General features: G+C 47.4%; 17 protein-coding genes. 12 read left to right on the forward strand and 5 right to left on the reverse strand.

The window, feature by feature from the left end:
• Window positions 1-8: 8 nt before the first annotated feature.
• The 3 genes from ACE3MZ_RS02355 (at window position 9) to ACE3MZ_RS02365 (ending at window position 4213) form a co-directional block, all read left to right on the forward strand.
• Complete coding sequence (locus ACE3MZ_RS02355; protein WP_411344955.1) at window positions 9-1376, forward strand: sugar phosphate nucleotidyltransferase; 1368 nt, start codon at window positions 9-11, stop codon at window positions 1374-1376.
• Window positions 1340-2494 carry a glycosyltransferase gene (locus ACE3MZ_RS02360; protein ID WP_411344956.1) on the forward strand — a complete coding sequence of 385 codons (1155 nt, stop codon included), beginning with the start codon at window positions 1340-1342 and terminating at the stop codon, window positions 2492-2494. Before ACE3MZ_RS02355 ends, ACE3MZ_RS02360 begins: the two co-directional genes overlap by 37 nt.
• A gap of 393 nt (window positions 2495-2887) precedes the next feature.
• Window positions 2888-4213, forward strand: a complete 1326-nt coding sequence (locus tag ACE3MZ_RS02365; RefSeq protein WP_411344957.1) for a UDP-glucose dehydrogenase family protein — start codon at window positions 2888-2890, stop codon at window positions 4211-4213.
• 336 nt (window positions 4214-4549) lie between these two features.
• On the opposite strand, the gene ACE3MZ_RS02370 is transcribed toward ACE3MZ_RS02365, so the two are convergent.
• The gene (locus ACE3MZ_RS02370; protein WP_411344958.1) at window positions 4550-4909 is read right to left on the reverse strand and encodes a helix-turn-helix domain-containing protein; all 360 of its coding nucleotides are present in this window, start codon (window positions 4907-4909) and stop codon (window positions 4550-4552) included.
• A 564-nt stretch (window positions 4910-5473) separates the two neighbouring features.
• On the opposite strand from ACE3MZ_RS02370, the gene ACE3MZ_RS02375 reads away from it, so the two are divergent.
• Window positions 5474-6046, forward strand: a complete 573-nt coding sequence (locus ACE3MZ_RS02375) for a xanthine phosphoribosyltransferase (protein ID WP_411344959.1) — start codon at window positions 5474-5476, stop codon at window positions 6044-6046.
• Between the two features lie 181 nt (window positions 6047-6227).
• Here ACE3MZ_RS02375 and ACE3MZ_RS02380 read toward each other — a convergent pair whose 3' ends face one another.
• Both ACE3MZ_RS02380 and ACE3MZ_RS02385 read right to left on the reverse strand, forming a co-directional pair.
• Complete coding sequence (locus ACE3MZ_RS02380; protein WP_411344960.1) at window positions 6228-7436, reverse strand: MGDG synthase family glycosyltransferase; 1209 nt, start codon at window positions 7434-7436, stop codon at window positions 6228-6230.
• Window positions 7437-7454: 18 nt separating this feature from the next.
• Entirely contained in the window at window positions 7455-8513 is a 1059-nt protein-coding gene (locus ACE3MZ_RS02385; protein ID WP_411344961.1) for a serine hydrolase domain-containing protein, read from the reverse strand.
• Window positions 8514-8999: 486 nt separating this feature from the next.
• Between ACE3MZ_RS02385 and ACE3MZ_RS02390 the strand changes: the two genes are divergently transcribed.
• The 8 genes from ACE3MZ_RS02390 (at window position 9000) to ACE3MZ_RS02425 (ending at window position 16188) form a co-directional block, all read left to right on the forward strand.
• On the forward strand, window positions 9000-9188 hold the full coding sequence (locus ACE3MZ_RS02390) for a hypothetical protein (protein WP_367062412.1): 189 nt from the start codon (window positions 9000-9002) through the stop codon (window positions 9186-9188).
• A gap of 444 nt (window positions 9189-9632) precedes the next feature.
• Window positions 9633-10361, forward strand: coding sequence for a hypothetical protein (locus tag ACE3MZ_RS02395; protein WP_411344962.1), 729 nt, complete (start codon window positions 9633-9635; stop codon window positions 10359-10361).
• 51 nt (window positions 10362-10412) lie between these two features.
• On the forward strand, window positions 10413-10808 hold the full coding sequence (locus ACE3MZ_RS02400) for a GntR family transcriptional regulator (protein ID WP_411344963.1): 396 nt from the start codon (window positions 10413-10415) through the stop codon (window positions 10806-10808).
• A 13-nt stretch (window positions 10809-10821) separates the two neighbouring features.
• The gene (locus ACE3MZ_RS02405; protein WP_411344964.1) at window positions 10822-11799 is read left to right on the forward strand and encodes an ABC transporter ATP-binding protein; all 978 of its coding nucleotides are present in this window, start codon (window positions 10822-10824) and stop codon (window positions 11797-11799) included.
• Entirely contained in the window at window positions 11796-12704 is a 909-nt protein-coding gene (locus ACE3MZ_RS02410) for an ABC transporter ATP-binding protein (protein WP_411344965.1), read from the forward strand. Before ACE3MZ_RS02405 ends, ACE3MZ_RS02410 begins: the two co-directional genes overlap by 4 nt.
• Window positions 12697-14079, forward strand: coding sequence for an ABC transporter permease (locus tag ACE3MZ_RS02415; RefSeq protein ID WP_411344966.1), 1383 nt, complete (start codon window positions 12697-12699; stop codon window positions 14077-14079). Before ACE3MZ_RS02410 ends, ACE3MZ_RS02415 begins: the two co-directional genes overlap by 8 nt.
• Window positions 14080-14137: 58 nt before the next feature.
• A complete protein-coding gene (locus ACE3MZ_RS02420) occupies window positions 14138-15304 on the forward strand; it encodes a M23 family metallopeptidase (protein WP_411344967.1) in 1167 nt (388 codons plus the stop codon).
• A 218-nt stretch (window positions 15305-15522) separates the two neighbouring features.
• The gene (locus tag ACE3MZ_RS02425) at window positions 15523-16188 is read left to right on the forward strand and encodes a hypothetical protein (RefSeq protein ID WP_411344968.1); all 666 of its coding nucleotides are present in this window, start codon (window positions 15523-15525) and stop codon (window positions 16186-16188) included.
• Between the two features lie 180 nt (window positions 16189-16368).
• On the opposite strand, the gene ACE3MZ_RS02430 is transcribed toward ACE3MZ_RS02425, so the two are convergent.
• Both ACE3MZ_RS02430 and ACE3MZ_RS02435 read right to left on the reverse strand, forming a co-directional pair.
• Entirely contained in the window at window positions 16369-17745 is a 1377-nt protein-coding gene (locus ACE3MZ_RS02430) for an MFS transporter (RefSeq protein WP_411344969.1), read from the reverse strand.
• A 104-nt stretch (window positions 17746-17849) separates the two neighbouring features.
• On the reverse strand, window positions 17850-19046 hold the full coding sequence (locus ACE3MZ_RS02435; RefSeq protein ID WP_411344970.1) for an FAD-dependent oxidoreductase: 1197 nt from the start codon (window positions 19044-19046) through the stop codon (window positions 17850-17852).
• Window positions 19047-19240: the final 194 nt, after the last annotated feature.

Below are 19240 nucleotides of genomic sequence, written 5' to 3' on the forward strand. Positions count from 1 at the left end.
GGATCGGAGTGAAACTTATCCTTTTATCCGGAGGTTCAGGCAAGCGTCTGTGGCCTCTATCCAATGATGCGAGATCCAAACAGTTTTTGAGAGTGCTGGAAAATGAACGCGGCGAACTGGTATCGATGGTACAGCGGGTGTGGAACCAGCTGGACATCAGCGGCTTGAGCGAATCCAGTTATATCGCGACAGGCAAATCTCAGGTGGAGATTATGCGCAGTCAGGTGGGCGCCGATGTGCCTCTGATCGTGGAACCGGAAAGAAGAGATACGTTTCCTGCCATTGCATTGGCGGCAACCTACCTTTACTCCATCAAAGGCGTCAGCTTGGACGAAGTCGTTACGATTTTGCCGGTTGATCCTTATGTAGACAATCACTTTTTCGAGACGGTACGCAGCCTGGAAGAAGCGATCAATGAATCGCAAGCTGACCTGGCGCTGATCGGTGTAGAACCGACGTACCCGTCTTCCAAATACGGTTATATTATTCCTTCTGGGGAAACAAGCGAAACCGGTCTTCGTTACGTTAGCCGTTTCCAAGAGAAACCAACGGAAGAATATGCAGAGCAACTGATTGCTGAGAAGGCATTATGGAACTGCGGCGTGTTCGCGTTCAAGCTGGGGTATATCATCAACCTGCTGGAACAAAAAGGACTGCCAATCCATTACGAGCAATTCTTGAAAAACTACGCTAGCCTGCCGAAGATCAGCTTTGACTACGAAGTTGTGGAAAATGCTGAGAACATTGTGGCAGTACCGTATACCGGTTACTGGAAAGACTTGGGTACATGGAACACATTGACTGAGGAAATGAGCAATGTGCAGATCGGACGCGGTATTATTAGCGACGATTCCACCAATACCCATCTGGTAAACGAAACGAATATCCCGGTTACTGTACTTGGTATGCAGGATGTCGTCGTAGCTGTTAGCCCGGACGGTATTCTCGTCTCTGACAAAGCAAGCAGTCCGAAGCTGAAAGAACTGGTGAACTTTGATCAGGGGCCGATGTTTGAGGAACGTCAGTGGGGCTGGGTACACGTACTGGATGACCAGACGTACGAAGATGGTCGCTGCGTATCAACCAAGCGAATCGGTTTGAAAAAGGATCACAACCTGAGCTATCGCACCCATACGGAACGCGAAGAAGTATGGACGATTGTGAAAGGCGAAGGCGAATTTGTACTCAATGGCAATATGATGCGTGTTAGCGCAGGGAACGTACTGCATATTCCGCTCAAAGCGATGCACAGTATGAGAGCCACAAGCGAGATGGAATTTATCGCTGTACAAACGGGAGTGTTTGAACGCGAAAATCAACTGGTGGAGCTGTTCCATTCATGGGAAGAGATCGCGCAGAACTGCATGAAAATCTGACGTCAGTCGCCTATTACGTATCTGATTACGGTTACGGGCATGCGGCGCGCAGCATTGCGGTGATCCGGCGGTTATTGGCGGACAGTCCCGAACCGTTACGCTTGATTATCCATTGCGGCAAAGCATTAGGGTTTATGTATGAATCACTGCAAGAGGACAGCAGACATCAGCTGGAATTCAGAACCGTTAGTTCCGATACGGGCTACGTGCTGAAGCAGGATTCCATCGCTGCCGATACAGAGGGCTTGCGTAACAAGTACCGGCAGGATCTATCGTTGTTGGGCGAACGAGTGGAACAGGAGAGGGAGTTTTTGCTGCAACAACGGGTACAGCTAGTCATTAGCGATATCTCGCCGATTCCGATTGTAGCTGCCGCACGAGCGGGCATTGAATCGCTCGGCATCTCCAACTTCACCTGGTATACCGCATATCGCGATATGTTGGAGCCAGTGGAGCTGGATGCGCTACGTACGGCGTATGCACGCATGGATCACTTTATCGGACTGGCAGGGTGTGCAGAGCCCGCATGGGGCTGCAAAGACCGGATTCATACCGGATTCTTTTGCCGCCAGCCAGATGCCCGTGAAGTGGCGCGTATCCGCCGCAAGCTGAATCCGGATGGCACGCGCAAAATTGTGTTTTTCGCACTTGGCATGAGCATCGAAGTGGGCGAGCTGGAACGGCTGCCGCTGTGGAACAGCGAAGGCTACAGCTTTATCGTTTCCTCCAATGTGCAGCTAGAGCGAGAACATATTGCCCGGATTCCATTTCACTATAGTGAATCGCAAAACTATCTGGCAGCTGCCGATCTCGTCATTACGAAGCCCGGCTGGGGCACGATTGGCGAGGCGGTTACGCTAGGCAAACCGCTGTTGCTGCTGAACCGCAGTCAGTTTTACGAAGACCGCCATACGGTGGCGGCGATTCCTAATCATCATCCTTACATGCTGATGAGCTGGGAAGAGATCAGCCGGCTGGATCTGAATGATCTGCCGGCGGTAGAGCAGCCTGATTCGTACCGAAGCATCCAGCGACACGGCGTGCAGGCCGTACGGGAAGATGCATTGGGCGAGATTACCGGCTATATCCGCAATTTGTTACATCAGGTACGTGTGTAAATGACGATGGTGTGCATATATGGTTAACGACAATCGGCGGATGAATCGTATCTCGAACCTTATGCTCTAAGCAGCACAATTAACGCAGGGCAATGGCAACGGTGAAAATAGCTGCCCACAGCAGCAGGGACAATGCAGTGCCCCAGAGACAGCCTCTGGCAAACGTCGGGTTTCCCAAATGTTTCATCTTGATCAGCCTCCAAAAGTATATAAAATGCTTCAACAACTGATGTTTGAATACTTCAAACACAACATTGAGTGGAATGAGATTTTTGCGATCGCAATCATCTTACACTTTATATCGGTTGCTTGATGTCAACCATGAATAGAGGTTTTTTAATCAACTGACAATAATGGCAACACCAACAAAAAACGGAAATAGGAGTGTGGATTATGAAAATTACAGTCATTGGTACAGGTTATGTGGGTCTGGTATCTGGCGTATGCTTTGCAGAAGTCGGCAATACAGTAACATGCGTGGACAAAATTCCAGCAAAAATCGAAACGCTTAATAGTGGCGAAGTACCGATCTATGAGCCAGGTCTGAAGGAGATCATGCTGCGTAACGTAGAAGCAGGTCGCCTGTCCTTTACGACAGATCTGAGCGCTTCTGTACCGGATTCTGATCTGATCATCATCGCTGTAGGTACTCCACCGCTTCCGTCCGGTGAAGCCAATCTGGAATATATCGAGGCGGCAGCGCGAGAGATTGCGCTTTCAATTCAAGGCTACACAGTAGTTGCAGTGAAAAGTACCGTTCCAGTTGGTACCAATGAGCGCGTAAATACGATCATCGGTAGCCTGACGGATCAACCGTACGACACAGCTTCGATGCCAGAATTCCTGCGTGAAGGCTCTGCTGTAAAAGATGCTTTCAACCCGGATCGCCTCGTTATCGGTGTAGAGACACAGGCAGCAGCTGACGTGCTGGTTGCATTGCACAAGCCGTTGACTGAGAATCTGGTCGTAACAGACATCCGCAGTGCAGAAATGATCAAATACGCATCCAATGCGTTCTTGGCTACCAAAATTTCCTTCATCAACGAAATTGCCAACATTTGCGATAAAGTAGGCGCGGACGTAGATCAGGTCGCACGCGGTATGGGTATGGATCGCCGCATCGGCGCTTCATTCCTGAATGCCGGTATCGGCTATGGTGGTTCTTGCTTCCCGAAAGATACACATGCGCTTATCCAGATCGCTGGTAACGTTGAATATGACTTTAAACTGCTGAAATCGGTTGTTGAAGTGAACCAATCGCAACGCTGGGCAGTAATCGACAAGCTGCTGGATGCATTGGGTACATTAAAAGGCAAAAAAGTCGCTGTCTGGGGTCTGGCGTTCAAACCGGATACCGATGACGTTCGCGAAGCACCATCGCTGGAGATCGTACCAAAACTGGTTGAATTCGGCGCATTGCCACAAGTATTCGATCCGGTAGCTGCCGACAACTTCCGTCGTGAGTATGATCATTCGTCCATCACTTATGCAGACAATGCACTGGAAGCTGCGCGCGATGCTGATGCGATCTGCCTGCTTACGGAGTGGGGCGAGTTCGTGAACATCGAGCTGGCAGAAGTAGAAGCAGTTATGAGCAATCCTGTACTGATCGACGGTCGTAACGTATACAGTGCCGATCGTATCAAAACAACAGGCTTTGACTACCATTCTATGGGTCGTCCGGCACTGCTGCGTGATAACTCTATAGTAGCCAAATAATCCAAATTTGAACCAATTTATGTTAAAATTTAACAAGCCGTTCGGTGATTATATGAACCGAACGGCTTGTTTTTGCTATTTTCCATTCCATATTCTTATGTAGATAGACATCAAACCGGATAGATGAATAGCTGACATACAGGACTAAATGCCTGAACTAGGAACATATTCATGTGATGGCAGGCAATACAGACATAACAAAAACCGGCTTCCGAATTCATCGCCAAAGCCGGCTACGTGAGACTGACATATGCAACGATACGGAAGTGTACCTATGGGGATGGGAAGAGACGAAATCATGATAGTAGAAGCAATAGAGGTAACAGACGGATATGATTAATGTTGTTCTTCCTCGGATTGGGCACGATCCCGCACAACACGCTCCAGCAGCTGGCGAATCAACTGCAAATCATCGGCTTCCAGAGGGACGCCGTCCCAGTGCAGATGGGCATAGTTCAGGAATTCGCGGGCATTGGTATTTTGCAGAACAGGATCAAATTGTTCCGTCAAACCAAGCAAATAATCCGATGTCGTACTCAGCTTGCGTGCAATTGCCTGGATCGTTTCCAGAGTAGGTTGGCGGTAACCGGATTCATAGCCTGCATATGTGCTTTTGGCTACTCCAACATAATCCGCGACTTCCTTCATCGACATATTTCGCCGTTTGCGAAGTTGTTTGAGGCGTTGGGCGAACAATACAAAGACCTCCTAATGAAGCAATAATGTATACGGCCCGGACAGACGGAATAGGAAAAAAGCCGCAGACAACAACTAGATTATAGCATGATGATGCACCATTGCCTACTTGACCTGAAATTCAAACAAACGGGCCACTATACTGCTATTTCATTTTCAAATTAGATAAGCCTAATTTCTTATCCATAAACAATTTTTACAAAAAAAGTTAAAATATAGAGTGTCCATTATACATTGTGTTAAGGAAAAGGAGCATTTGCTATTTTATGTAAAGCATGTTTGCAGAAGAATACAGGCTATTCGCAACCTGTCAATATAGTAGGATCATTTACAGAAGCTGCGTATCATTTACGTATTTTTTAAATATTTAAAGTATATATCGGTTATTTTAACGCAATCTTGAACGAATTTGGTAAAAAACTGTAAACTTTTTAAAAAAGTTTTAACATCAGCATACTGCTACAGGGTGGTATGACATCTACAGATTCGGTTATAGTGAGTATAATCTCAACCGGTCAGACACGATCATATCGACCGAATATAAGCCAAAGGAGCTACGACAATATGGAACTGTTGCGCAATAAGGTAATCACAGAAGGGATTGTACTGCCCGGCAATGTACTGAAAGTCGATTCATTTCTGAACCATCAGATGGACCCAGTGCTGATGCAGGCCATTGGTCGTGAATTTAAACATCGGTTTGCCGATGCTGGTGTGAATCGGATTTTGACTATTGAATCATCAGGTATCGCTCCGGGCATCATGACTGCACTGGAGATGCAGGTGCCGTTGATTTTTGCCCGTAAACAAAAGTCGCTCACATTGACTGAGGATATTTTTGTGGAAACGGCATATTCGTATACGAAGCAGCAGAGTAATGATATTACCGTCTCCAAGAAGTTTATTCAGCCCGGTGACAAGGTGTTGGTCATCGACGACTTTCTCGCCAATGGAGAAGCAGCATTTGCACTGGCACGGATCGTGGGGCAAGCTGGAGCAGAGGTGGCAGGCATTGGGATCGTCATCGAAAAGTCCTTTCAGCCGGGCGCGGATCTGCTAACAGGGGAAGGATACCGACTGGAATCGCTAGTGCGCATTGCCGGGCTGGAAGACGGCGGCGTGCAGTTTGCAGACTGATCTGTATACGCGGCGCCATCGCAGAGATATGCTGTAGCCTACAATACCAATCGTTATAGCAGAAAAAGAGCGTATGCCATCGTATGTGCATACGCTCTTGGTGTATTCATCTATCTGTACATATCACTACGTCTATATAGATCAATTCATTGGCAGATATAACTGCCGCTTACGTGCTTTTCTAGCGATATACGCCTTTGCTCAGCTTGTTCAACACGCGCATCGGTACAGCCGTCGTATCGGTTGCTGGTGCATCCAGATAGCGTGCGACCAGATCATTGGCGATGTAGCCTGCCGCATCTGGCATACGCAGTAATTCCATCTGGTTACGCATCTGTTCCAGCCGTTCTGGTTCATCCAGTGCGGTACCAAGCACTTGTGCCAGCTCTGCCGCGGAATGGCATACCTCGGCAATCCCTTCCTGCTGCAAATATAATGCATTGGCAAGCTCTTGCCCCGGCACTGGCTTGAGTAGGAAGACAGGCAATTCGCAGCGAATACACTCTGACATCGTAATTCCACCGGGTTTGGTCACGGCGCAATCGCTCAGCATCATCCAGTCGCTCATGCGGCGGGTGAAGCCTTCGATGTGGATCTGCTCGTAATGACCGTAGCTTCGATTCAGATCGCGACAGAGCGCCTGATTTTTACCACAAATGACGACCAGCTGCGTATCCTGACGGTGCACGATCTCGTCGCACACTTCGTGTACATGTTTCAGTACGCCATAAGCGCCTGCCAGTAGCAGTACGGTCTTTTTATAAGGATGTAGCCCTGCTTGCTCTCGCAGACGTTGCTTCAATGCCTGATACTCATCCGGGTCAACGGAATATTGCTCAAAGCTGCGATGCAGCGGAATACCCGTCACACTAATATTGGTTGCTGGAATGCCGCGCTGGATCGCTTCGTTGCGCATATGAACAGATGGCACGTAATAATGATCAATATGCGGATGCAGCCACCGTCCATGCAGATCGTAGTCGGTCAAAATATTGATCAGTGGAACCTTCAATCCCCAGCGCGTTTTCAGATGCGGTAGCGCTAGTTGAGGAAAGGTATGCACGATCAATTGCGGCTGCTCTATATTCAGCACTTGCCGCAGCCGCCGAACACCAAATGAATGAAGCCAATTGGAAAAGGGCGAGTTTGCCTTCATATCGCGGGTTGCATTATATACCCAGCCATACAGATGCGGAATCGTCTTGAAGCTCTGCATATAGACGAACCGGGTCACTTCATTGATGAACGGATGTGCTTCCGCCATCAGATCGAGCAGGATCACCCGCTGCACGCCCTGCTCCAGCAGGCTGTCATATAGCGAGCGCGCCGCTTGCAGATGACCGTCGCCATAACTTGCATATACAATCAGAACACAGGAATTGTGCTGCATAAGGATGTCCTCTCCAGATTAGTTAGTTGGATTACTGCTCTCATCAAGCAGCGGAAATAATAACTCCGGCAGCAGATGCCGCGGATTTTTGTATTTGCGTACTTTGCTTTCGGATGTGAAGACGACGACAGTATCCCATTTGGGCAGCAGAATAATCTCCTGGCCGCCGTGTCCATGGGCACAAATATAATCTACTCCGTCTTGCACACCATTCCACCAGCCATAGCCGTAATGACCAAAGCCAGCATAACCGTCGGTATGCGGTAGAAAGGATTGTTCCAGCCATTGTGCTGGAATCAATGACTGACCCTGCCAGCGTCCTTGCTGCATACAGCAAATGCCGAATTTTAGCATATCGCGCGGCGTCATACATAGTCCAACATGACCAATCGAATGACCTTCCGGTGATGGTGACCATGCAACCTGCTCAATGCCAAGTGGCACGAACAATCGCTCATTCGCATACGTAAATGCATCCTGTCCACTCCAGCGACTAATCAGTACGGAGAGCAGATGTGTGTCAATGCTCCGATACTGGAATACTTCGCGCATATCCGGTACAATCTGACGGCGCAACGCTGAGCGGCTCCAACCGCGACTACGGTGAAAGGCATGAATATCTGGCTCGCCCAATTTTTTGCCCGTTTTCCAAGCAAAGCCGGTTGTCATCGTTAGCAGATGCCGAATCGTCGTTTCTTGTAAGAGAGACGAGGGATGTGGGGGAAACAGATCACCAAGCCAGCGTTCAATACGTTCTTCAACGCTGTTGATGCCATATTCCTGCATCGCCATGCCGGTCAGTACCGAGGTGAAGCTTTTGGTAGCCGAGCGTAAATCTGCCAAACGCCCCGGCGTATGTCCATTATAATAGCTTTCATGTACCAGTTGTCCACTTCGGGCGATGAGGAAGCTATTTACGCCTGGATAGCGCTCTGCTACTTGCTTACCGATCTGCTCCAATTGCCTGCTGTCCGTTTCTGATACCGACAGTTGTTCGGCATTGTTCAACCCGTCCAGTGACGGACGTAGCAGGTTAGTATGTACCATAATTGTTGTTCTGTCCGTCGTATCGCTCATACTGCACCTCCTGCAAGAATGAATGTGTATTATCCATTACCCGGTTAAGAGGAAGAGTAAGAATATTTGTATACATTCTGCTGTTTTGTTGTAGCATCAAAACTTGGTTCCTATATGATTGGCAAATTGCTTTATTTGCAAACTATTTGTGCTTTTCAAGAGTCTATTATGATACAATAGGGAAAGATGGTGCTTAGATAAGTGCTGATAATGTAACATGATTGACGACCGGTCAGCACGCCAGAGACGCGCTCTCAAGCAAGAAATTGCAGCATTACGAAGGGCAATATCGGCCTTGTACAAGCGATAGGAGCATTCAGCCGGATTGATTCAGGTATCGTATCGACGGGTAATTTTTTAGATCAAATGCCTACCGATATAGGTGCCAGAAGATCACAGACGAGATATAACTTCATACTACTACGACACAGCTACGGATCTTTTCGGCGTTCTCACAAACAAGGCACGTTTTGGGGAGGGAATTCCATGGCAACTAAAGGTCACAATGAAGTCAAGGAAAGTCTACGGGAGATGACAAGAATCTTCCGGCCTAAGGATCCAAAAAAATTCGTCAAAGAATATGTGCGCAAATATCACATTACCGGCGGCTACGAAGAAGAACTCACGCTTCTTGTAGAGGATGAATTGCACAAACTAAATTCATCGGTTTCCTAATGGAATGACAGATAGCACATGCACTTGCAATGCTGGCTGGTGCATACGGTAGAATCAACTCATGATTGAACATTGTTAACATTTGATAATAGGAATAATGGCAATGAATAGTCCTTTGGCGCGTACGCCAGAGGACTTTTTTTACGTGGATTTGACGTCTGTTTTGCAGCTGCTTCTGGTAGTTGCAGGAGAGGCGTATTTGCTGTTGTTTGGCGCTGGAATGCGGATTTGTAGCAGTTACAGTTGTTATGTACAGGATGGAGAAAAGCAGGATGTGCGAGAACTTTTTTATGAAAAAGGGAATAAAAGGTTGCACAGGTGTATCTAGTGTGTATATACTGTGCATATAGATATACACACTAAGCACAGATTCATTGCATGCTGACATGTAGACTATACGATATGCGCATCGCAAGGATGACTGTGATCGAGGAGAGTGTACATATGTTTGATTTTAAAAAGGGCTGGCTGATTACGAAACGGGAATTGTCGCTGAATTGGACGATGTTTATCTGGTCGACTATTTTCATGCTGTATATGGGCGGAGTGATCGGATTTCTGTATTTTACACAGGGATATGTGCAGGAAGAGTCGCGTATTACGCATACACTGCTTGATTTCATTCTGTTACTCATTGCGCCGCTGCTCGGCATCGACTATTCGCGGCGTGCGTTCCGATTGTGGCAGGAGGATTCGTATCGCAAGCAGATGCAATATTATCGCACTCTACCAATTCCGTTCGCTGCTGTACTTGGTAGCCGATTGCAGATTTTGCTAATGAGTCTTATTTATAACAGCATTCTCGTATTCACACTTACGTATGTAATCGGCATACGTACGATACCGGAAGTTACATTCAGCGGGTATCTGGCATTCGTGCTTACGACGATTGGATTTGGACTGCTACTGACGGCGCTATACATTTATTGGGAGTATATGGTCAATTACAAACGATACGTATTCTGGTCGAGTATCTCCACAATACTGATCGTTGCGATCACGATTACTAGCATGAATATGGGTTGGAACATCGCCAATCGAATGCTGGCACTATCGATTCGTGACGGTCTGGCTTCCCCGCTAATGTGGATCGGACTAATTGCTGGTATTGCGGCGCTGACGCTGTCGTTTACGATCGTTAGTCGCAAAGCGAAAACAAGAGATTTATTATAACCAAGCCCTGCCGAAGGGGAGCAACAGGTGCAATGGACGGAGGGCAGAACAATGAGAATACCTGTACAGATTAATGAAAATAGTGCAGAACCGCTATACCGTCAGGTGGAGAATCAGCTACGCGCGCTAATCATAAGTGGACAATTGCAGGAAGGCACCTTACTACCGTCGATCCGCGAATTCGCCGCCGATCTGAAATGCAGCGTGATCACGATTCGGCGCGTCTATCAGGATCTGGAAAATGAAGGATTGCTGCGTACCCGTCAGGGAACGGGAACATTTGTGACTGGTGTGGAAGAGGAGCTTCGCACGCGAATGGGCGAGGAGCAAGTACGCCAGCTGATCGATGATATGATCGTGCGCAGCTACAATCTGGGTTGGACGCGGCAGCAATTGAGTCTTTTGATTGAAGAGCTGCTGAACAAGCATGACGACCAATATACATAAGGAGATGGGAACGATGAATCGCAATCCTTTACAGAGCAAATATGCCACATCACATACACTGGAATCACAGCCAGTCATTATGCTAGAACATGTATGCAAAACAAGACGCGACCATATGATCGGACCACTCAACTGGAGTGTACCGCAAGGATATGTGACCGCACTTGTCGGCGAAAATGGAACTGGTAAAAGTACACTGCTGCATATGCTGCTGCGTACGATGTATCCAGATAGCGGACGTATTCACTGGTTTGGACAATCGCCTGCAAGCGAGCTGCCAGTAGAACTGCGTCAGCAGATTGCTTATATCGGTGAAGGGTCTTCGCCGGAGGAGGATCGCATGACCGCTTACGAAGCAGCGGCGTTTCGCTCTAACTGGTACTCGCGCTGGAATGCGGAACGATTTGCACAACTGCTGGAAACATTAAACGTACCGTCCAATGCCCGCCTGTCCAAAATTTCCAAAGGACAGCGGCAAAAGTTTGAACTGGCTGCTGCGCTTGCATCATCGCCGCGTCTGCTATTGCTGGATGAGCCATCGTCGGGGCTTGACCCTTTTGCATGGAAAGATATGCTGGATGTGCTGCACACGTATATGGATAGTGGCGAGATTACGATGATCATCACTACGCACCGGATGGAGGAAGTGAAGCGTCTCGCCGATTATGTCGCACTTATGCATCACGGTCAGATTGTCGGCATGCGGGAAAAGGACGAGCTGTATCAGCAATGGAAGGAAATCTGGATCGACTCGTCAGGTCAAGGTACCGCCGCAGATGTAGAACTGCTGCGCGATTGGCACGGCATTCTGGAGTGGGAACAACGTCCAGATGGAGCGGTACGCATACTGACAGCAGATGCCGATGCACTGGTACAAGTCGCTGAGGAAAATGGGATTCTTTTGCAAGTGCGTGGTCTAGAATGGGAAGAACTACTGTTATGCTGGGTTCGTCATCATCAAATGAATGTGAACAGGGAGGTCCAATCATGAACCAACCGTTACAATTGCATGACGTCGTTAAGCAATATGCTGGTCACACTGCGGTCGATGGATTATCGCTTCAAGTGGAAAAAGGCGAGATTTATGGGCTGCTGGGAGGCAACGGCGCTGGTAAAACGACTACGATGCGTATGGTGCTAGGCTTGATTCATCCAGACGAAGGTCATATTTCCTACGATGGCAAGCCGTATCATAACGGTTTGCAGCCGCTGATGGGGTATCTGCCGGAGGAGCGCGGATTGTATCCAAAGGTCAAGGTGAGCGATCAACTGCTGTATTTGGCACATTTACGCGGAATGAAGGCAGCAGACGCGCGCCAGAGTTTGCACTACTGGCTGGAGCGTTTTGACGCAATGGAATACGAGCACAAGCGGATTGAAGAACTATCCAAGGGCAACCAGCAGAAAATGGGCTTTATCGCTGCTGTCATTCATCGCCCGAGTATTCTCATTCTCGACGAAGCATTCAGCGGACTGGACCCGGTAAATGTAGAGATGCTCAAGGAAGTGGTGCTGGAGCTACGCAATGACGGAACAGCGATTTTGTTCTCTACGCATCGTATGGAACATGTGGAGGAGCTATGCCGTCACCTGACGATGCTCAAGCGCTCCAAACCCGTCTTGCAGGGCGATATTCGTGAGATCAAACAGGCATATCCGCGTGAGCATGTACTGCTGCGAACTCCGCAGGATATTAACGGATTGGAGCAACTGCCCGGCGTGCTACAGGTCGAGCGCCGCGATGAGGGCGATTATCGACTCAAGGTGAGCGACGAACAGGCGGCAAGGCAAGTACTGCAAACGGCACTGGCGGCAGGCAATGTAGACCGTTTCGAGATTCAAGAACCAACATTGAATGAAATCTTTATCAAGGTGGTGGGACAATCTCATGAATAAAATGGGCGCAGTTATCTCCTTCACATACCGTAACAAAGTCAAAACGAAAGCATTCCGCTGGACGACAATTCTGCTGGCACTGCTCATCATTATCGGCTTGAATATTCCGTATGCGATCCAGCTCTTTTCCGGTAGTTCCTCAGATGGAACGATCCGAATTGGCATCGCTTCCGGGCAGTATAACGATATTGCCGACGATATCCGGCAAGCATCGGACGAAGCACAGCAAACAGCCACACATTCTGCATCGGGCATGACCAATGGCAGTACTGTCAACAGCACGAATACGGATGCATCTTCGGCATTGGCAGGCAGTACAGACGAAGATATTCCTACCAAACTGACGTGGAACAATGAACCGCAAGCTGTTGCTCAGTTGAATCAACAGCTGGAGCAAAAGGAACTGGATGGTTATCTGTTGCTGCGCAGTGGAACGGGGACGGACAAAGAGGCTTTTCCAACAGTAACTTATGTGAGCGATAACGACGATTCAACCGTACAGGCTATTCTGCAAGGCGCTGCACAGGCGGTCAAGCTGCGCACGATTGCCGCTGGTCAGCTTAGCGATGAGCAGCTTACCGAGCTGGGCAGCCCAGTTACTGTCGGCACAGTATCGCCAGATAAGCTGAACGGTGGAGCAGCGGCAGACAAGCCGTTTTCGGTAGAGAACTTTATTCTTGTCTATATGCTTATGGTGTTGTTCTTCATCTCGCTGACGATGACTGGTAATATGGTCGCCGCCGAGATTACCGCTGAAAAAAGCTCGCGTGTTATGGAGATTCTAATCACCAGCGTCTCGCCACTCACGCAGATGTTCGGCAAGATTATCGGCATTTTCCTAGTTGGGCTGACGCAGATGGGCATCTATGCGCTGGTCTTTGGAATCCATCTGACCTTGCCGTATTACCAGCATGTACTGGCGCAATTCGATCTGCATGTGTCCAATTTGTCGTGGGAAGTGGCGGTATTCGGCTTTATTTATTATATTCTCGGCTATTTCCTGTACTCTACATTGTATGCGGCAGTCGGTTCGATTGTCAGTCGCACCGAGGATCTGGGACAAGCAGTATCACTACTGACCGTACTGACACTGGCAGCATTTTATATCGGGATCTTCAGTATTTCTAAACCGGATACGTTGCTCGTTCGTATCGCATCGTACATTCCCTTCTTCTCGCCGACCACTTCACTGATCCGGCTTGGGCTGGGCAATATAGCGTGGTGGGAAATCGCCATCTCGATGCTTATCTTGCTAGTATCCATCGTCATCTGTGGCTGGATCTCCGCGAAAATTTATCGCACTGGCGTACTCATGTACGGCAAACGCCCAACGTGGAAAGAATTGCGCAAAGCAATGAAGGCATACAAAATCTGAAGTCCCATATTCAACATCCAACATCCGACATATAGGCAATCTAAGGGAGGGATCATCCATGGATCATCAGCACAGGCTGAACGTATCAGAGGAATTGCGCCCAACACCTAAGCCAGTACTAAGGATCAAAGGAACAGCCATCTCCGCACTTGTGCTTACAGCCGCACTGTCTATGACCGCATGTAGCAGTGGGAACGACAGTAGTAGTGGAAACGACAGTGGTAGTGCGATGTCTACCGATTCCGCATCTTCGGTAGAGCAGCAACCGACCGAATCTACTGCACAGGAGGAGGCAGCGGACGAGACAGCGATGGAGCAGAATCGTTCCGATTCCAATGAACAGACAGATGACACAGAGATGTTGCCACCGGAACAGATTCCGACGGCATTGTTACAAGGCAAGGAGTCAGCTGTGTACAAACAGCTGACTCCGGCATTTCAACAGGTGCTCACGCAACAGCAACTGGTCGATACTGTGCAATCTTCGTTGCAGAATGTAGCATCATTTGAACAATTGGGGAAGGTTGTTACGCTTAATCATCATACGCAATACAACTGGCTGGACAACAACGGCAAGCTTGGGCTGACGGCTATTGTGGATGAACAGGGCAAGATTGCCGGGTTGCAATTGCAGCCGATCCAATCATTTCCGGCAACCGATCAGAAGCTGACAACAGCCACATATCGCTTGCCTTTGCAAGGCGACTGGTTCGTCTTCTGGGGCGGCAGCAATGTACTGCAAAACTATCACTATGCGGTGGAGTCACAGCGGTACGCGTATGATTTTATCCAAGTGAAAGATGGAATGTCCTACAGCGGCAATGCTACGCGTAATGAGAGCTACTACGCATTCGGTCAGCCTGCACTGGCACCAGCCGATGGGACAGTGGTAGCTGTGGTAAACAATATCGCAGACAATGAACCAGTTGGCAACATGAATCCGCAGCAGCCCGCAGGTAACAGCGTAGTGATCCGCCATGGCAATGAATACAGTCTGCTGGGGCATTTGCAGAAAGGTTCGGTTACAGTAAATAAGGGCGATACCGTGCAAGCTGGACAGATCATCGGCAAGATTGGCAACTCCGGCAATTCCAGCGAAGCGCATCTACACTTCCAAGTAGCAGATCGCCCGGATCTAGCAACGGGAACATCGATTCCGATTCGTTGGCAGGGAGAGATTGAGCCGGTTAAAGGCGATATGGTTTCCGGAAAAGTGAATTATTAGAAAATAAACAAATCGCCTCACTCATAGCTGATGCGGTTTGTTTATCATGTTTATGAGAAGTATAAACATAGCTGAGAGGATAGGATTTTTTGGTTTTTATAGTAAAATATATAAATTAATTATAGTTCTTTATATTGATTTTCGAGTATAGGAGTGATACTTTAGTCATTAATTGAGGATATAATGAACGTAATTCTTTTAGAGGTGAGAATCATATTATGAAAATGGAAGATTTCATTGATACATACAAAGACAACTTTACTACGTATGCCTTAGTATTTAAATTTATGAAAATACAATATACGTTAACTAATATAATGGTTGTTATTCTTGCCTTTTCTACTTACTCAATTATTGTGGCTTTGCCGACTACTATAATCGTAGGTTTTACTATATTAAAAGTTTTGGTTGTTATATACGGTTGTGTTCTTTTACTTACTCTTTTATTTTTAGTATGGTTCATTTATTCAGCAAAAAAGATTATTTTTAAGCGTTATGATATTCTTTCCAGTAATGGAGCATGGCGTTCTAAAGAGTTTGATGACCATCAGTCTCAACTGCTAATCGATTATTTGAAAAGTAAGAAAGTATATACTGCGGATAAATTAAAAATCTTGATTACTAATCTGGAAGCAGCAATAAAGCAAAAGAAAAGTCCATCTGTGTGGACGGCAGGAGTATTTCTTGCGCTGTTTACTCCATTATGGAATCAGTATATGACATATTTATTCAAAATGGCTGAAGGAGAAGATTGGCTTAATGTATCTAAGATTGTTTTAGTGGCAAGCGTAGTTATTGTTTTTATTAGTCTTTTCGTAGGCGGATTTAAAAAGATTCTATTCTTTTTGCAAGATCTATTTATGACAGAAAAAATCATAGTATAATAGGTCAAAAACTCCTTGAACATGTTCAGTCTATACAATTAATGTATGAGGAACCTGAAGAACCTATAAAGAAAATAATTATTCCGTAATTGTAGAAAGATTATAAAAAATCAAAACTATAAACAAAAAAGACCATCTAGACTTGCGGATGATCTTTTTTGTTTGTAGTTTTATTGAATTTTATCGTATAGACTTTGAATCGGTCGCCCGTTGCAGCCACGTATACACCGCAACCATTACTATCACAACCAAGACAAACACTGCATAGATCTCTCCATACCGCACCGCTGCCGGATTTAACATCCAACTAGCAACAGAAGTCGTCCCTTCGTGATTCAGCCAATTGCCCATCACTGTAGTTGCAATCGAACTGAACACAAAGTTCACCAACATGAACAATCCCATCCCTGTACCAGATAACTCCGGCGGAAGAGTGCGGGAGATCGTGTTTGCCATCGTCAGTTGGAAAAAGGACTGAGCGATATAGCCGAAGATCAGCAGCAGCATAATCCCATACGGATTACTGCCAGCCAGCACGGTGAATCCTGCGAAGCAGATCAGGTAAAAGCTCAATGCCAGATACCCCGTCCAAGCGTTGCCTTTGCGGTCAGCCAGCTTACCACCTGCTCGCGCCAGCAACGCTGCACATAGCGCACCGGGGAACATTAGTAACCCACTATTGAAGGCGGTGAGTCCATTGATCTCCGAGAACAATAGTGGTGTCAAATACGGCAAACTAAAGCCGATTCCTGAGCTGCATCCGAACAGCAGTAATCCCCAGCAATAATATTTATTTCGGAACAGCGACGGCATAATAAATGGCACTGCCGTCTTGTGAATCCGCCAGATCAACAATACCAGCCACAACAACGTCAGTGCAGCTGTAACGATACTGAAATTCGTAATCATTAACAGTAACGTCGCAATCGTTAATCCTAGTAATAAAGCACCTAATATATCCAGTTTACTGCGCGTTCCTGCTTCTTCCTGTAAATATTTGCGAAAGAAAGGCAGGGACAGAACAGGGAGCATCGCCAGCAAAAACAGATCATTCCAATGTAAATACGTCGTCAGGAAGCCCGCAATAATCGGTCCCACTGCTACACCGAAGCTGAGTCCGGCAGACGTCATACCGAGTGCGCGACCGCGCGTCTCCGGTGGAAAGAAGCGTACTGGAACAATCATAGCACAGGCAGGAAAGACCGAAGCGCCTGCCGCCTGAATGAGTCGTGCAGTTACAATCCATGCAAAGCTACCTGCAAAATAACCACACAACGATCCGATCGCCAAGAGCACCAGACCGACCGTTAACAGGTCTTTAAGGCGATACTGGTCAGCAAGTCTGCCGTACATAACCGAGCCAATTGCGTACACGATCATATAACTGGTTACGATCCAGCCAGCTTGCGATGTTTGTAATCCCAATTCGGTACGAATGGATGGGAGTGCCACATTGAACATCGTTGCATTCATAGATGCAAAGATAAGTGCTCCCGCTAACACAAGCAGTAGACGATTAGCAGATGGGGCATGGGGTAAAGGGATAGAAGAATCCAAGTCTGTTGTTCACCTCCTGAAAATAGAAAGGGAGTGGCTATTCCCATAGCCACATTCCCGGTAGATCTATATTTCCTGTGTATCTATCCTTATATTGTTGCTGTTCAATCTGTAATTAGTGTAAATTTGCGCGCTGTTTCCTTATTAGAAGACATATCCAGAATCGGATAGCTATATGAACGCATTTGTTGCTCGTATGCTTCCACATAATCTCTCCAATCCGCTGGATGATCATTCATAGCAATCAGCTGTTGTGCCAGCTGATGAGCGTCCTTGAGTGCCAGATTCGCTCCGGCACCGTAGCTTGGCGGCATTGCATGAATCGCATCGCCAAGCAGAGTCACACGACTGGATGTCCACGGTTCTGCCGGGTCAAGACGACGGATTTTTTGCGGGAAAATAGTTGTAGGTTCGATATGTTGCACCAGCTTACGCAGATCGTTCGACCAATCATATGTTAAGCGCTTCATGATGTCATGCAGCTGTTGTGGAGTAGATTGACGCAGTGTATTGTCAGTGATGCCCGCGTTCGGTCCGATACTAAGACTGACCATAATATAGTCATCCACAGGATCGATTGCCGCAGTTGGTACCAGCTCGGCGACTGCTTCATGTACGGCGCGGCGTGGTTGATATGGACAGATCGCCATATACGTACCAGCATCATCGGATGCGCTGGTCAATCCGTCAAAAAATACATCTGGCAACGAACGTGCCAGTTCGTCATTCAGCTTGAGCTTGGAATAGAGAGCACGCGTACCCGTATCGATCACATTGATGTTTGGTAGCAGCTGTTTGCGGACGATAGAGTTGATGCCATCGGCACCGATCAACAGATCACCGTTGACGAGGCTGCCATCCTGCAATTGTACTTGTACTCCGCTGTCAAGTTGCGTAAACCCGGTTACCTTTTGACCAAAATGAACGAGATGTTCAATCCCGGTTAGCAGAATCTGACGCAGCGTTTTGCGGTTGACTGCGGTGTGGGGCAGGACAGGATCATTGGCAGGTCCGATATGTGGACGAACGCCCAGCTCGCTGCCATGTTTGTCCAGCAGTACTGCCATTTCGCGGCGTGGTGTGCGACGGGATGTTTGTACGTATAGCTCATACAACTGCTCAGGCAATGCAAATCGTAGTGCATTGCCGCCATCTGCATTCATATGGAGACGATAGCCAGAGATCCCCATTTCCAGATCTCGTTCATAAACGGCGCAGCTGATACCAGCTTTGTGTAGTGATTGTGCCAGACAGAGGCCGCCAATGCCTCCGCCAGCGATAATAATATGCAAATTCGACATGATTTCCCTCCTGATGATTCGCAGATGATGCGATACAAAATGTCAGCCTTACATTGATCATGGCTGTCATGCTATATTTTACATATTGAAAAATGGCAATCAACCGTCAGTTTTACAGGAAATGTTTCTTACCCGTCACATTGGATATAAGTGTTGCTTATATCTCAAATTTTATACAAAAAATGAAGGATTGT

This window comes from Paenibacillus sp. WLX1005, from assembly GCF_046603685.1.
Taxonomy (GTDB): Bacteria; Bacillota; Bacilli; order Paenibacillales; family Paenibacillaceae; genus Saccharibacillus.

Bases quoted from the DNA above. Each gene is read 5' to 3' on its own strand.
- ACE3MZ_RS02405 (WP_411344964.1), top strand. From the start codon at position 10,822: ATGAATCGCAATCCTTTACAGAGCAAATATGCCACATCACATACACTG.
- ACE3MZ_RS02390 (WP_367062412.1), top strand. From the start codon at position 9,000: ATGGCAACTAAAGGTCACAATGAAGTCAAGGAAAGTCTACGGGAGATG.
- ACE3MZ_RS02435 (WP_411344970.1), bottom strand. From the start codon at position 19,046: ATGTCGAATTTGCATATTATTATCGCTGGCGGAGGCATTGGCGGCCTC.
- ACE3MZ_RS02365 (WP_411344957.1), top strand. From the start codon at position 2,888: ATGAAAATTACAGTCATTGGTACAGGTTATGTGGGTCTGGTATCTGGC.
- ACE3MZ_RS02380 (WP_411344960.1), bottom strand. From the start codon at position 7,436: ATGCAGCACAATTCCTGTGTTCTGATTGTATATGCAAGTTATGGCGAC.
- ACE3MZ_RS02420 (WP_411344967.1), top strand. From the start codon at position 14,138: ATGGATCATCAGCACAGGCTGAACGTATCAGAGGAATTGCGCCCAACA.
- ACE3MZ_RS02410 (WP_411344965.1), top strand. From the start codon at position 11,796: ATGAACCAACCGTTACAATTGCATGACGTCGTTAAGCAATATGCTGGT.
- ACE3MZ_RS02385 (WP_411344961.1), bottom strand. From the start codon at position 8,513: ATGAGCGATACGACGGACAGAACAACAATTATGGTACATACTAACCTG.
- ACE3MZ_RS02360 (WP_411344956.1), top strand. From the start codon at position 1,340: ATGGGAAGAGATCGCGCAGAACTGCATGAAAATCTGACGTCAGTCGCC.
- ACE3MZ_RS02400 (WP_411344963.1), top strand. From the start codon at position 10,413: ATGAGAATACCTGTACAGATTAATGAAAATAGTGCAGAACCGCTATAC.
- ACE3MZ_RS02415 (WP_411344966.1), top strand. From the start codon at position 12,697: ATGAATAAAATGGGCGCAGTTATCTCCTTCACATACCGTAACAAAGTC.
- ACE3MZ_RS02395 (WP_411344962.1), top strand. From the start codon at position 9,633: ATGTTTGATTTTAAAAAGGGCTGGCTGATTACGAAACGGGAATTGTCG.
- ACE3MZ_RS02425 (WP_411344968.1), top strand. From the start codon at position 15,523: ATGAAAATGGAAGATTTCATTGATACATACAAAGACAACTTTACTACG.
- ACE3MZ_RS02375 (WP_411344959.1), top strand. From the start codon at position 5,474: ATGGAACTGTTGCGCAATAAGGTAATCACAGAAGGGATTGTACTGCCC.